At 61.4% G+C, this 13,582-nt stretch carries 11 protein-coding genes and 1 pseudogene; 7 read left to right on the plus strand and 5 right to left on the minus strand.

From position 1 onward, the window contains the following. Positions 1 to 47: 47 nt before the first annotated feature. From NGM28_RS17530 to NGM28_RS17545, 4 genes are all read left to right on the plus strand, one after another. Positions 48 to 824 carry a 2OG-Fe(II) oxygenase gene (locus NGM28_RS17530; RefSeq protein ID WP_240062864.1) on the plus strand — a complete coding sequence of 259 codons (777 nt, stop codon included), beginning with the start codon at positions 48 to 50 and terminating at the stop codon, positions 822 to 824. 5 nt (positions 825 to 829) lie between these two features. After that, positions 830 to 1,579 (plus strand): tRNA-dependent cyclodipeptide synthase, encoded by a 750-nt coding sequence (locus NGM28_RS17535; protein ID WP_252090921.1) that lies wholly within the window; start codon positions 830 to 832, stop codon positions 1,577 to 1,579. A gap of 72 nt (positions 1,580 to 1,651) precedes the next feature. Further along, complete coding sequence (locus tag NGM28_RS17540) at positions 1,652 to 3,196, plus strand: DHA2 family efflux MFS transporter permease subunit (protein ID WP_252090922.1); 1,545 nt, start codon at positions 1,652 to 1,654, stop codon at positions 3,194 to 3,196. After that, positions 3,183 to 4,523, plus strand: a complete 1,341-nt coding sequence (locus NGM28_RS17545; protein ID WP_252090923.1) for an LLM class flavin-dependent oxidoreductase — start codon at positions 3,183 to 3,185, stop codon at positions 4,521 to 4,523. Before NGM28_RS17540 ends, NGM28_RS17545 begins: the two co-directional genes overlap by 14 nt. Positions 4,524 to 4,635: 112 nt before the next feature. On the opposite strand, the gene NGM28_RS17550 is transcribed toward NGM28_RS17545, so the two are convergent. From NGM28_RS17550 to NGM28_RS29005, 5 genes and pseudogenes are all read right to left on the minus strand, one after another. Next, positions 4,636 to 7,245: a patatin-like phospholipase domain-containing protein gene (locus NGM28_RS17550; RefSeq protein ID WP_252090924.1), complete on the minus strand. Its 2,610-nt coding sequence runs from the start codon at positions 7,243 to 7,245 to the stop codon at positions 4,636 to 4,638. Positions 7,246 to 7,352: 107 nt separating this feature from the next. Continuing rightward, positions 7,353 to 8,336: a fatty acid desaturase family protein gene (locus NGM28_RS17555; protein ID WP_240062869.1), complete on the minus strand. Its 984-nt coding sequence runs from the start codon at positions 8,334 to 8,336 to the stop codon at positions 7,353 to 7,355. Positions 8,337 to 8,399: 63 nt separating this feature from the next. Then, positions 8,400 to 9,458, minus strand: coding sequence for a GNAT family N-acetyltransferase (locus tag NGM28_RS17560; RefSeq protein ID WP_252090925.1), 1,059 nt, complete (start codon positions 9,456 to 9,458; stop codon positions 8,400 to 8,402). Positions 9,459 to 9,868: 410 nt separating this feature from the next. Continuing rightward, on the minus strand, positions 9,869 to 10,732 hold the full coding sequence (locus NGM28_RS29000) for a methyl-accepting chemotaxis protein (protein ID WP_502943871.1): 864 nt from the start codon (positions 10,730 to 10,732) through the stop codon (positions 9,869 to 9,871). After that, a pseudogene (locus tag NGM28_RS29005) lies at positions 10,730 to 11,491 on the minus strand (HAMP domain-containing protein); the annotation flags it as partial. The pseudogene NGM28_RS29005 and the gene NGM28_RS29000, both read right to left, overlap by 3 nt. A 205-nt stretch (positions 11,492 to 11,696) precedes the next feature. On the opposite strand from NGM28_RS29005, the gene NGM28_RS17570 reads away from it, so the two are divergent. From NGM28_RS17570 to NGM28_RS17580, 3 genes are all read left to right on the plus strand, one after another. Beyond that, positions 11,697 to 12,383 (plus strand): hypothetical protein, encoded by a 687-nt coding sequence (locus tag NGM28_RS17570; protein ID WP_252090927.1) that lies wholly within the window; start codon positions 11,697 to 11,699, stop codon positions 12,381 to 12,383. 46 nt (positions 12,384 to 12,429) lie between these two features. After that, positions 12,430 to 12,612, plus strand: a complete 183-nt coding sequence (locus tag NGM28_RS17575; protein ID WP_252090928.1) for a hypothetical protein — start codon at positions 12,430 to 12,432, stop codon at positions 12,610 to 12,612. A gap of 159 nt (positions 12,613 to 12,771) precedes the next feature. Then, entirely contained in the window at positions 12,772 to 13,509 is a 738-nt protein-coding gene (locus NGM28_RS17580) for a PA3715 family protein (protein ID WP_252090929.1), read from the plus strand. Positions 13,510 to 13,582: the final 73 nt, after the last annotated feature.

Genomic DNA, 13,582 nt, shown 5'->3' on the forward strand with positions numbered 1-13,582 from the left:
CAGTGGAAAGTGCGATAAAACATCAACGGACAGGCGAGGGAGTGTTCATGCTGACCATCACCACGGTCGAGGATCTGACCGCTGCTCAGTTGCAAGATGTCATTGATGCCCGCACCCTGGGCATCCAGATCAAAGGCTTTGCTTCGGCCGATACCGTGGCCCTGGCGCTGGAGCGCCTGAGCCACCACGAACTGCGTGGTGCCTTCAGCGAGCAGACCGAGTTCGTGCGCCTGGGCAAGGCGTACATCGAAATCAAGGACGCAGCCAGCCGCGCCGAATACCACGGCCAGGCCATCGCCAACATCCGCAAGATCCGCGGCGCCTTCGGCCCGCTGGCATCACCCATCGACCAGTTGCGCCTGTTGCTTGACGAGGTCTGGCCCAAGGGCGCGCGGCTGCTGGATGTGAACGGCGAGAAATGCTTCGTCGGCATCGCCCGCTTCCAGGGCAACAATGTCGACCTCACGCCCCACACCGACGACCTGGCGCGCAACGCCCCCCAGGACCATAAACCGCGCTTGCTGACGCAGCTTTCCACCAACATCTACCTGCAGATCCCGGACGACGGCGGCGAGCTGGAAATCTGGAACCTGCACCCCGACGAGGCGGAGTACGACCGCCTGCGCGGCGAGCGTGCCTACGGCATCGAGCGCCACCTGTTGCCGCCGCCGGACCTGGTGGTCAAGCCAGAGCCCGGCGACCTGATCTTCCTCAACCCACGGCTGATCCACGCGGTGCGCCCCTCGGTCACCAGCACCCGGGTCACCCTTGGCGTATTCATCGGTTATTTCGGCGACGACCAGCCTTTGGCCTACTGGAGCTAAGCGACATGAGCAATGTGGAAGCGATCAACCTCAAAGCCTATTTCAACAAGGGTGGAGAAGCACTGGACTTCACCGGCAAGCGCTGCGTGCTGGCCGTCAGCGTCGGACAGGAGTACCACGAGGAGCAGAAGCTCAGCTCCACCGTGCACCTGATCAACAAGTCCGGTTTCAGCCAGGTGAAAGTCGTGGTGGCCGACACCCTGCAGCGCCACAACAAGCACGGCAAGTCGCCGGGCGAGGCGCTGTCGGCGGCGATCCGCGACGGTGATGCGTGGCTTGCGCGCAACCGCAAGTACCTGGCTGGGCTGGAGGCACCAGTGCGCATCAGCCGCTGGAACCAGGAGCTGGCCTCGGACCGCTACGCCGACCTGCGCCAACAGGTCAACCAGCTGTACCGCGAAAACGAAGACTTGCGCAGCGCCATCGAGACCACCATTGGTGTGTTCACCGAACGGCTACGATTGCGTGACCCCGACGCCGACCTGGAACGTGCCGCCGCGCAATGCCGCGAGTACATCCTCGAGGAAGTGCCGATCATCCTCCCGCAGTGGGCGGAGGAGGGCTACGACTATGTAATCTACCCGCAGCAGATGACCCACGCCATGGCCACGGCACGGCGCCTGCTGATCGAACCGCACAGCCCCGACCGGGTGCACTGGCTGCCGCTGAAGTTCAAGAAGCGCGGCATTCCGATTCCCTTCACCTCGCCTGGCGCGGTACATCCGGCCTGGGCCGGCAGCGCCATCGCCATCTGAGCACAACCTTCGACATCGGCCCCACGCCACACGGACGACGGCCTTCACTTGTTTTGACGGACAGGAGTTTCCATGGGCGTTTTTGCGCAACAGCAACGCAAATGGTGGGCCTTGCTTGGGGTAAGCATCGCCAGCTTTCTCGGGTGCGTGGACTTCACCATCGTCAACACCGCGCTGCCGGCCGTGCAGGCCGAGCTCGGTGCGTCGGTGGGCAGCCTGCAGTGGGTGATCAACGGTTTCATCCTGGCGCTGTCCAGCACTATGGTGCTGGTGGGGCGCCTGGCTGACCTGCACGGCCGCAGGCGGGTGCTGAACATCGGCCTGCTGGTGTTCGGCCTGGCGTCACTGGCGGCGGGGCTGGCGTCGAGCATCGATGCGCTGGTCGCGGCGCGGGTGGCACAAGGGCTGGCCTGCGCGGTGCTCTACACCGCTTCGGGGGCTATCGTCGCGGCGACCTTCGCCAGCGAGGAGCAGGGCAAGGCGTTCGGCGTGCTGTTCGGTGTGAACGGCATCGGGCTGGCAGTGGGGCCGGTGCTGGGCGGGGTGATCACCAGTGCGCTGGGCTGGCAATGGATCTTCCTGGTGAACGTACCCTTTGTCCTGCTGAGCCTGGCGATCATCGCACTGGCGGCGGACGAGTCGCGGGCCGAGCAGGACGGGGTGCGGCTCGACTGGTTTGGCGCGGTGCTGCTTTTGGTGGGGTTGCCGAGCCTGGTACTGGTGATCGTCCAGGGCGCGACCTGGGGCTGGGTCTCGGCAAACACCCTGGCACTGCTCGGCCTGGCGCTTGTGACGCTGTCCGCATTCGCGGTGGTCGAGTTGCGGGTGAGGGCGCCGATCGTGGACTTGCGCTTGTTCGCCAACCGGCGTTTCGTCGCGGCGGTGACGGCCAGCTTCGGTCTTGCGTTGTTCTATTGCGTGGCGTTCTTCGTGATGCCGCTGTACCTGGCGTTGATCCGCGGTGAAAACGTGCAGGCCAGCGGGCTGCTGCTATTGCCGACGACACTGGGGGTGGCGGTGCTTTCGCCTGTGGTCGGCCGCCTGGTGGACCGCAAGGGGCCGGCGTTGCTGGTCCAGGTGGGATTGCTGTTGTTCGTGCTGTCTGCGGCGCTGCAGGCGGCGTTCGGCGAACACACGTCCCTGGTGCATCTGCTCGGCGCCTTCGCCGTGATGGGGTTGGGCTGGGCCTGCATACTCGGCCCCTCGACCGTGCTGGGGATTTCCTCCGTGCCGCAGCAGGTAAGCTCGGTGGCCATGGGTTCGCTGATGACCTTGCACAATGTCGGCGGTGGGCTGGGGTTGGCGGCGGGGGTAGGGTTGTATCGCGAAATCGCGAGCCGAGCGCTGTCCAGCGCCAGTGGCGTGCCTGCACAGACCGACTGGTTGGCGCTCGCGGCAGCGGCACCGGAGCAGGGCGCGGTGCTGCTGGCCGAGCACCTGGGGCAGGGTGGTGATGTGCTGCAAGGCTGGGTACATGCAGCATTCCTCCAGGGTTACCAGGCTGTGATGGTTTTCCTCGCCGTTGCGCTGCTGCTGGCTTGGGCAGGGGTGGCCCTGTTGCTGCGCGCACCCGTTGCCGCTGCCGCCAACCAGGAGCCCAGCCATGGCGAGGCTTGATGGCCGGCTGCGCCTGGGCGCCTTCCTCTCCGGCACCGGCGCCCATGCCGGCAGCTGGCGCCACCCGCAGGCCGACGCCGATGCCTCGCTCGACTTCGAGCGCTATCGGCAGTATGCGCAAACCTTGGAGCGTGGGCGTTTCGACGCTCTGTTCCTCAACGACAACGTGGCGGTCGGCGAACTGGATCCGCGTGTGCTTCGCAGCAGTGGCTACAGCCTGCGCTGGGACCCTCTGACCCTACTGCCGGCACTGGCGGTTGTGACCCGTCATATCGGCCTGATCGCCACCGCCAACACCAGTTTCAACGAGCCCTACAACATTGCCCGTACGTTCGCCTCCCTCGATCATCTGTCCAATGGCCGCGCCGGTTGGAACCTGGTGACGGCGCTGATCGGCGGTGAGAACTTCAACCACGCCACGCACCTGCCCCATGCCGAACGTTACGCCCGCGCCGAGGAATTTTTCGAGGTGGTGACCGGGCTTTGGGACAGTTGGGCGGACGACGCCTTCCCGCTGGACAAGGCCTCGGGCACCTTCCTCGATCCTGCGCGCATGCGTGTGCTCGATCACCAGGGTGAATACTTTCGCGTGCGTGGCCCGCTGAATGCGCCTCGCCCGCTGCAAGGCTGGCCGGTGATTGCCCAGGCGGGCTCTTCGGAAGCTGGCCGAGCGCTGGCGGCGCGCAGTGCCGAACTGGTGTTCACCGCCCAGCAGACATTGGCAGAGGGCAGGACCTTCTACGAGGACATCCACCAGCGCCTGGCCCTGGCCGGTAGGCCTGCGCAGGGGCTCAAGGTGTTTCCCGGCCTCGCGCCGGTGGTGGGGCGCACAGTCAGCGAGGCGCAGGAAAAGGCCGAGCAGTTGCAGGCGCTGGTGGACCCGGAAGCGGCGCTCAAGGCGCTGTCGTTCCTGCTGGATATCGGTATCGACCTGGCGCGGTTGCCGGCCGATGCGCCTGTTGTGTTGCCAGACCCGGTGCCATTGACCGAGCGCCACAAGAGCCGCCAGCAGTTGGTGGTGGACCTGATCCGCCGCGAAAACCCCACCGCCGGGCAGTTGCTGCGCAAGCTCGGCGCGGGTGGGCATCGTTTGCTGGTGGGGACGCCCAGGCAGATCGTCGAGGAGATGGCATGCTGGTTCGAAGAGGGCGCCGCGGATGGGTTCAACCTGCTCTTTACCCATCTGCCAGGTGGGGTGGATGATTTTGTCGAGTGGGTGATTCCCGAGTTGCAGCGCCTGGGGTTGTTCAGGCGCGAGTACGAGGGGCGAACCTTGCGCGACAATCTTGGCCTGCAACACATACACAACCGACGGTTCATGGGATGAAGGACCGCCCCGCCTGTCTTGCAGGCCGGTTCAGAGCCATGCCGGCACGTCATGAACCAAACAGGTCGTTGGCCGCGCCAGCCGCCCAAGTGACGTCGCTGGCTCAACACAATTACAAATAACTCATCAACGCCTGAGAGACTGAATTCCCCTGGCCATCGCCAAACAGACGCTGACCAATCTGCAAGCCTAACTGCCGATAGCTTTCAAACTGTGCCTCATCGAAAAACTGATTGGCGGTACTTTCGTTGGGGAAGGTGGGATGACCGCTGGCATAGTTGAGTACGTCCAGTGGCAGACCGCCGATCAAGCTAGGTTTGAGCACCAGGATTCGCGCTGTGCGTTGGCCCAGGCGATTGCTTACGTTGAACAACATCGCGCAACGCATGCTACCAGGCGCTGGCGTGGTAAAGCTGTCCATGCGGCCAAAGTAGGGCGCCAACTCAGGGATCAGATGCACGCCCTCATCCTCCTCGATCTCCAGAGCCTGGTCGATGCGTGCCAAGCGGATCAGGTTGGCCAGGTCATCAAAACGGTAGGTGGGATCAGCCCCGCAATCGCAGGTGACGATCAGCTCGATCTTGCGTCCTTCGCGGAGCAATTCGTAGGTGGCCGTGTTTTCGAAATGACCGCCGTCAGACAGGTACTGATAATCACGCAACACGCCATGGAAGCGTGCAGTCAGTTCGCAGAACAGGTAGGCCTGGCTTGGGAAAATGGTCGCCATCAGGCCGTCACGCCAGCACCGGCTCCCTTCAACGGTTTCGCCATCCTCCAGGAAGTTGGCCGGCCACCAGGTACCCAGGCGCAGGTTGGTCAGGCCCAGCGCCAGGGAGGTGCCTAGCGAGGTTGCCCGGCCAAGGCCGGTGGATACGGCCGCACCTGAGGTTGCGATCCAGTGGGACAATGCCAGTGGCTGATAGATTTCGCTGTACCACTTGCGTTGCAAGGAGCGGTCGCGCGGCTCGCCATCGAGGATATAGCTGACACTGCCGGAAGTGGCCGAGCCGCTGGGGGCCAGGCAAAGGGGTTTGCCTTTGCGGTCGCGCTGAACCAGTTGTTCGGCTGGGTCGACGGTGAGATTCAGGGTTACGTTGATCAGATGCACCGGAGCACAGGGGGTGGCGCCATAATAGCGTTCGATTGACACATCATCTTCAGGCAAGGGCTCGGCAACGCTCAGGTACTGGCGACGCGCTTTGCGGGTCTTGCCCGAAAAACGCTGCCCATTTGAGGCCCCCAGATAGGCCCGGGACAGGCGGCCACTGTAGAACGACTGTAAAGAGGACTGGTTGAGAAAGCCGATAAAGCTACCCGCCGCAAGGCTCAGGATCAGCGCCAGGCCAGCAAGACTGGCCAGATGGACCATTGTGTCGTGTGGGTTGCTCTGATGGCGCACGAACTGCACCAACAGCCCCCACATCAAGGCGCCGAGCACGAATATCAGCAGGCCGGCCACCCCGGCGATGGCGCTCAGAGGCAAGCGGCTCAGCCAGCCCGGCAAGTGCTTGTCGTCAAGCAGGCTGGAAAGTGTGCGGATGGCCCCGATCAGTACCGGTAGCAGCGCCGCGGAAGAGGCAAGGGCAATGCCCTTGGCATAAACGAGTTCGCTTAGCCAGGGTATGAAGGCGAAGAATGCCAGCACCAACGTGCCACCCAGCGCCTTGCCCAGGTATCGAGTGACCAGAACGCGATACGTGCGCACACTGTCGTGGCGGGCCAGGGCTTTATCACCGTCCCGGGAGCAACGCAGGCGCAGGACCAACACGACGCAGGCGATCACCCCGAGCGCGCACACCAATCCGCAGGTGCCCAGCAACAGGCGAAGTTCGTTTTCGATTGGCCAGGGAGAAAGGGCCAGAGCCATGAACATTGCCGCTGCAGCACTGTACAAAACTGTCGACCAGTTCCACAGATGCAATGCTTCGTCCTGATCCTTGCGCGCATAGACCATCCAATAGGCCAGCATCAGCGGTATCACCCAAAGGACGGCCGCGGCAGCGGGCACCCACCATAGCGAACCATACAATCCCCCCAACTGGTCTTGAGAGAACACCTGGGTCAACAGCGCGAACAATCCACTGTTCGGGATGTAGGCCTGGAACAGTGCAGCCATGGCCAGCAGGAACAACAGCGGCATGCCAATCACGAAGTGCAACGCAAGCAGGTTGCGCATGGACAGCGCCAGAATGAAAAGGATGTCACCAGAACCACCAGGTGTCAGGTATCGGCCATTCTCCCGCAGCCATGCCAATGGCGCATCCCCCACTGGCGCGTCTCGATAATTGGTACTGGTGTGAATACGCCCAGGGGGTTCGAAATCGAAAACCTCGTAGGCATCTTGCGCTGCCTTGACTGCAGGCGTTACCGCAACCTGTGCGTTCTCTTGCACACGCAAGCGGTCTGGAAGGAACAAGGTGCCGAAGAACGCACCCAGATAGCCACCGCCACTCACGCTCGACAGATAATCGAACTGTTCCAGCAGGCGTTTGCCGACACTTTGTTGTTCGTCTGGCGTCCTGGCCGCCTTGGCCCGAGCCAGTGCCTGCAGTACACCCAGGCAGAACGTCGCACTGCGAATCCCTCCGCCGGACAGCGCCAACGCCCAGTAGCCCTGTTTCTTTGGGGGAAGCCCAAGCAGGCGGCGACGTTCGTCGATACGGGCGTGTTCTGCCCGGTATTGTTCAACCTGTGCCGCCGAGGTGGAACGTTCCCTTTCCATAGCAATTCTCGCAAGTGCAGGGGGTCACATCTAATCAGTTAAAGCAGATTCATGGCGATGTGCCACCCTGTCGCTCACGCCTGATGATTCATAGACGCATCGCCAGGTCAGGTTCGGTGATCGAAGAAGTGCCCCATCAGCTTCAGCAATGGCCTGCGGCGATTCTTCCTGGAGAAATCCCACTCATTGAGCTGCGATGCCGCTGGGCTGCCGTCCTGCTCGTGCAGCATCCGGTGCGCCTCGGGCAGCCGGTACCAAGGTACCGAGGGGAAGGCATGGTGCACGATATGCAGGTTGAAGTTGAGGATCACGAAGCGCGACCACACCGGCACGCTCTTGCAATCGTGCGACACGCGATCCTGCTCCCAGAACTGCAGGCGCTCGCCATCTTTCGCCAGCAGCGGCGCCTCGGCATGGTGGGGCAGGTTGACCAGTTCCACGATCAGGGCGAGGAACAGCCAGATGATCAGGTAGAACAACGCCAGGTCTGCCAGGTGACCAAAGGCCCAGGCAATGGCCGCCACCACCCCGTAACCCACCAGGTACAGGCGGGCGAAACGAATCTCCTTGAGGATACGTGGCGAGTCGTCGCCCTGGGCCCGGGCAATGAACGGCGCACGCCAGTTCAGCAGGAAATGGTTCACGGCGATCATTGGCAGCCAGTGCTTCCACATGAACTCCAGGGTGCGCTCCTGCTTCTTGGTCATGACCGCGAACCGCTCGATCATCCCGCGGTTCTCCGGGTCGTTGAGCGGGTGCGCGGTCCAGGTGTGGTGGGCCATGTGGAAGCGTCGGCGGACCAGGAACGGCAGCGCGATCAGCCAGCCGTTGAAGTGGCCGATGATGTCGTTGAGCCGACGATTGTCCGAGGTCGCGCCATGCAGGGCTTCGTGCAGGATCAGGTACAGCTGCACCGTGGCCAGGCCCGCGACCAGCAGGCCCAGAACCTTCAAAGCAGTGGGCTCACTCAGCCAGAAGTTCCACGCCAGCACCAGCAGCAACAGGTCGGCGACCCACAACATCACGGTCCAGGGCTCTTTCGCGCCATCGGGGATCTGCTTGCGTACGACGAGCCATTGGTCTTTTGTCATTGTCTGAATACTCCAGTCTTCATCCGTTGCGGGATGGGAATGCACGGTAGTTATGGGGCGTTTTCATTGCAGGGCAATGCCGCATAGGCTGTCGGTCAACTTCGCGTAGACCTGGTCGAAGAACGCCACCTCATCATCGAAGCCATGGCTGCGAGGGGCGTCGGCAAATACTTCGAACACCAGCAGGATGCAGTCGTAGCGGACACCGCCCTCCAGGTGCCAGGCCGGCAGGTAGGCCGTGATCGCAAAGCCCAGGCTGACCAGGCCGGCGAGTAGTTCCAGCTTGTCGGCGAGGATATGCACGCTGAAGTACTGCACCTGGGGATGGCGCTGGAGGAGGGCAGTGATTGCCTGCAATGTGGCTGGTTGCGTCGGGTTGTCGCCAAGATGGCCGGACACCATCAGTGCATCCGCGCCCGGCTCATGGTTGAAGCGCAACGGGCCATGAACTTCGGCACCGGGTGGGCCGCTCAGGCAAGTGGCCGGATAGGTGCCGAGCGGTGGGGTGAGGCGCAATGCGTCGTACAGCCTGGCGATGATCGGGCCAGCCACCCCGTTATGCGCATACCCCGGTGCGACATGCACGAAACCTTCCTGCGCCGGAGGGAGCAGGGCGGTCAGGTGGTACTCCCTGATACCGTCGACCTTGTCTGGCCCGCCGTCATGCCCCACTAGCACGCCCGGCCTGATCTTCTTCATCAAGGCGTGGCTGGCAATGTTGCGCGTGACATAGAAACCCAGCTCCATGGCGTGTGGCCGATGGCGCTCGAGTCCCAGCCTGACCAGATTGGAAATCGCCCCGGTTCTGCGCGCGGCCGGGTGGACCACGCCATGGGACATTTCCCAGGACTGGTTCCACGGTCGGCGGGCGACACAACAGCAACCGACAAGGAAGCTGTCGAGTTCGGCGACAAACCATTGTTGTTGCCCGGAGTCCATCGAACTGCGGATATAGGCCGGGCTTTGGCAGGGGTGGGTGGTTTGCCCGTAGACGCTTTGGAACAACTGGGCGAGTCGAGGAATATCGTTGATATGGCCTGGGCGGTAATCAAAGGCGTCAGTACGTGTCTCGATATCCACGGGCGTGGATACGGACTTATGGAGCACGTTTGTCGAGGTCATGGCACACCTGAATATATTTATTGGCGGCAGGCGAACGCTGTGATTACCCAAGGCAATTCACAGGCACGAGCAAGGGCAGTTAACGCTGTCGAGACGCCTCAGGTAGCGAGGGCTGCAGCCAAGTGCCGGTCAATAAAATCGAGGTGGCCGAGTGTCGCAGATATGCGTCATCCATGAGCAAAAACATTATGTCGTTCCTGACAGTAGTGTGACTATTGAAGTGGGCAACTGGACTCCTTCCAGTTGCCGAGGAGGGAATATAGAGCGTTGAGGCACACTGTCAAATATATTCGCTGACTATAACTCGAACACGTGTCGACGCCCTATGCTGGATATCTGACTGAGTTATTTATCGCGATGTCCAATATGTGTTGTCTATAAGGGCAGGGTGCCCGCAGGCACCCGATCCTTCATACACGGAAGCGCGAAACGCTGGCTTGCATGCCCTGCGCGATGTCACCCAGGCGTCGCGCGGTCGAAGCCAGTTGTCGTGTGGTTTCCGTGCTCTCCCTGGACATCCGCGCGATCCGCTCGACCTGGTGGGCGACTTCCTGGCTGGCCAGGGTCTGTTCGCCAATGGTGTGGGAGATTTCTTCCACCACCGAGGCGGCCTGGCGCGCGCCTTCGCGAATCTGTTGGATGGAGGCGCCGGCCTGGGTGGCCAGCTCCACGCCGGCGCGCACCCGGGTGACGCCGGTCTGCATGCTTTGCACCGCGTTGCCCGTGCTCTGGCGAATGCGCTCGATCATGTCGGCGATCTCTCGAGTCGATTGCGCCGTGCGCGCGGCCAGGCCCCGCACTTCGTCGGCGACCACGGCAAAGCCACGGCCGGCGTCACCCGCCCGTGCCGCCTCGATGGCCGCGTTGAGCGCCAACAGGTTGGTCTGCTCGGCGATGGTGTTGATCACCTGGACGATAGAGTAGATTTCCTCCGAGCTTTGCCCCAGTACCGTGATGGTCTCGGAAGAGCGGTGCACCGCTTCATCGATGCCCTGCATGCCGCCCACGACATTCAGGATGACTTCGCCGCCATCGCTGGCCAGGCGCTCCGACTGTCCGGAGATCGACTGCGCATCGCGGGCATGCTCGGCGATCTGCGACAGGTTGGCGATCATCTGCTCGGTGGCCGAGGCCATGCTCACCGCGCTTTCCGACTGCTGGCTGGTACGCTCGACCAGGCCGCTCGAAGCCTGGCCCAACTCTTCGGCGACATCGTGCAGTTGCTGGTTTTCTTCGTGGATCGCTTTGATCATGGCGCCCAGGCTGTCGCGCATGTCGGCCAGCGAGCGCAACAGGTGGCCGGTTTCGTCGCGGTCATGCACCCGTATCTCGGTGGTGAGGTCGCCCTGGGCGATCCGTTCGGCCACGGCCACGGTCTGGCGCAGGGGGCGCAGCACCGAACGCAGCAGCATGAACGTGCACAGCGCCAGGACCAGCGTCGCCAGGACCATGCCGCCTATCAGCACGACGATGCCTTGATGCAGGGTTGCCTTGCTTTGTGCGCGGCTCTTGTCGGCGTTGCTCGCAATAAGGTCACTCAACCTGCTGTTGCGTTCCTCCAGTTCCTTGAACGCCTCCATGAATGAGGGCAACTGAGCCTGTGCCTGTTCGGGAGACTTCAGTGCCAGCTGGATGATCGATGTGGCGCTGGCGATGTAGTTGTCGAGCAATGGGCCGAGTTCGCTGATGGCCTCGTGCAGATCCGCATCCAACGGCAGCTTGAGGTTGCTCTGGATCACGCTCCTGAACCATTTGGCATGCTCGTCGAGGTCGGCCAGTACCTGGTTGGCGGTATCGACGTCGCCAGGTTTGACCAGCAACGCGGCCAGCACGTCGGCACGCAGGGCATCGTGCATCATGTCGCCCTCCATGTGGTTGCGCAGGGCGGACATGCTGTCCTCGTTGCGCGTCAGCGCCTGGTTCTGGTCATGCTCGGCGAGCAGGCCGCTGCCGCCGAGCAGCAGGGCAGCGAGGATGCTGACCAGACCGAAACCGATGGTTTTCTGCCGAATATCCATATCGAACGGCTCCATGAGGTAGGTCTGGTGAGCATAGATTGCTGGGTGCGATTCGCCGCATGACAAGCCGTTATCGTGTTGCGGTGGGTGGACGACCAAGGGGAACTCAAGGCGAGGGCAGGGTACGGGCAGACCAAGGCAGGTGTTTGATTAGAATTACAGTTTTGTTTCAGATCGCCGACTTAATAGGTGATGCCTAGATCCAGGGTTACGTGATTGAATGAAACTGTTTAAATCGCCTCGTGCGTTGATTCACTACTCTCATGCAGAAATCGACGTTTTCGACCGCCCGCAAGGGCAATTCAAAGTTCAGACTCAAGGCCGGTTGTACACCTTGAATTTCGACAAGTCCTTCATGTCGAAACTGGGTGTCACCAAAGCCATCAAGCCTCGCAGTGCGTTGCTGTTTACCGATGCAGCGCTTGAAAAATTCACCCCACATCCGATCTTGGGCCTGCACTTTTTCAAGCGCCTGTTCGGTCAGCACTGGAGCCGTGAATTCGGCGACGTGGTCTGGGAGAAGCGCGATACTGTCTGCGAAGGCAATGTGCTACGGATAAAGGACGTACGGATCATTCCCATCGAAGGGGGCGTGCGGCGATGGTGGCAGCGTATCAAAGTGGCGACAGTCGTCACCGTCGACCTTGCACTGCTTGGCTTTATCCTCGCGGTACTGGCGTTAACCTATTTTCAAGCTGTACTTGGAACCGAGCACTGGCTGGTGGATCTGGCAGAGCGATTCGAGCAGGTTGGCAAATGGTTTGTAGCGAAAGCCCCCCTTATCGTGGGCGGCCTGACGGTGTGGGGCATTGCAGCGTTTTTCAATGTGAAGCGCACGATGTCGAGCCAGTCTTTCGAAGAAGACTTTCGCGCGCTGGGGTTCGAACCGGGTTCACCGCAACGTTGAGAGGCCCGGCTTGGTTGCCGTTGGAGCGCACAGCAGGAGAGGCGGCATGCTCGATTTCCTGGCCCACCTGTTTTGGGAGGTCTTGCTTTATTTCATCGGCTATGGGGTCTTGAAGGGCGTGACACTGGGACGATTCAAGGCCCCCCAGGGAAGTGACTGGGTGTCCGCTATCGGCGCAGCGGTGAGTCTTTCCTGTGTGGTTGTATTTATCTTGATTTGGCTTAAGTAAACGGCCTCAACAAGCACGCCTGTTTAACGATAACTCAACTAAATGAATATTTAGTTGAGTTATCAACCCTGGGCTTATCGAGACTTCAAGAAGGGTGTGAGCACGCTTTGCTGGTGCCTGGCCTATTTACCATGACAAACCTTCAAAGGATTGAGTTCCATGCGTGGATTTACCGTATTACCGCTGCTGTTTCTCTCTTTGACCGCCTGGGGCGACTGCACGCAGTACCTGCAGACCTGGGCCCAGACGCTGCATCCGACACTGAAGCTCGACAGCGAATATGCGGTCTGCAAGGTCAATCCCGCAGACGCCAGCCAGGTCGTGGCAGCCTTGCCCATGAAAGTGGACATCGATGAAGACGGGCATGGCCATTACGGCCTTGATGTGTTGGTGGCTGATGCCGCCAGTGGCAAGATTATTGCCCGCAGTTATCAACACGCTGCGATCATCTCCGATGCGATGCGATTTTCAGGCCTGGGCCTGGACACTGCACGTTATCAGGTAGCGCCTGGGCTGCGAGCATTTGGTGTGCGCATCAGCCATTCGGGTTCGTCACGGGTCAATCCGTATGGCAGTGAAACCCTGAGTCTGTACGTGAACGACGGTTCGCAGTTGCGCCGGATCATGGGGCACTTGGTCGTCAGTGAGAGCCAGGGCGAATGGGACGGTGTCTGCACCGGTGAGTTCGGCGAGACAAAGCGGACCCTGGCGATTGGCAAACCTGGCAAGGATGGATTCAGCCAAATACGGGTTACCGAGGTTTCGACTGGCAGGCAGGCCGTTCTCAAGGGTGAGGATGACTGTGAAGAAATGGAGGTCAAGTCGGGGACGAAGATGTTCAGCCTGGATTATGACGGCGGCCGGTATGGAGTACCGAAGGAATTGACGTACCAGTGAGCTGGATTGGCGATGGGGCTTTGATGGAGGCTGAAATCTGGCCTCCCTCTGGGCGTGATGCTCAATACGAATG

The sequence above is a fragment of the Pseudomonas sp. MWU13-3659 genome, assembly GCF_023757525.1.
Classification (GTDB): domain Bacteria; phylum Pseudomonadota; class Gammaproteobacteria; order Pseudomonadales; family Pseudomonadaceae; genus Aquipseudomonas; species Aquipseudomonas entomophila_E.

What these genes read in the sequence shown, in the direction of transcription:
- NGM28_RS17530 (WP_240062864.1), top strand. Translation starts at nt 48, where the DNA reads ATGCTGACCATCACCACGGTCGAGGATCTGACCGCTGCTCAGTTGCAA.
- NGM28_RS17535 (WP_252090921.1), top strand. Translation starts at nt 830, where the DNA reads ATGAGCAATGTGGAAGCGATCAACCTCAAAGCCTATTTCAACAAGGGT.
- NGM28_RS17540 (WP_252090922.1), top strand. Translation starts at nt 1,652, where the DNA reads ATGGGCGTTTTTGCGCAACAGCAACGCAAATGGTGGGCCTTGCTTGGG.
- NGM28_RS17545 (WP_252090923.1), top strand. Translation starts at nt 3,183, where the DNA reads ATGGCGAGGCTTGATGGCCGGCTGCGCCTGGGCGCCTTCCTCTCCGGC.
- NGM28_RS17550 (WP_252090924.1), bottom strand. Translation starts at nt 7,245, where the DNA reads ATGGAAAGGGAACGTTCCACCTCGGCGGCACAGGTTGAACAATACCGG.
- NGM28_RS17555 (WP_240062869.1), bottom strand. Translation starts at nt 8,336, where the DNA reads ATGACAAAAGACCAATGGCTCGTCGTACGCAAGCAGATCCCCGATGGC.
- NGM28_RS17560 (WP_252090925.1), bottom strand. Translation starts at nt 9,458, where the DNA reads ATGACCTCGACAAACGTGCTCCATAAGTCCGTATCCACGCCCGTGGAT.
- NGM28_RS29000 (WP_502943871.1), bottom strand. Translation starts at nt 10,732, where the DNA reads ATGCGCGACAGCCTGGGCGCCATGATCAAAGCGATCCACGAAGAAAAC.
- NGM28_RS17570 (WP_252090927.1), top strand. Translation starts at nt 11,697, where the DNA reads ATGAAACTGTTTAAATCGCCTCGTGCGTTGATTCACTACTCTCATGCA.
- NGM28_RS17575 (WP_252090928.1), top strand. Translation starts at nt 12,430, where the DNA reads ATGCTCGATTTCCTGGCCCACCTGTTTTGGGAGGTCTTGCTTTATTTC.
- NGM28_RS17580 (WP_252090929.1), top strand. Translation starts at nt 12,772, where the DNA reads ATGCGTGGATTTACCGTATTACCGCTGCTGTTTCTCTCTTTGACCGCC.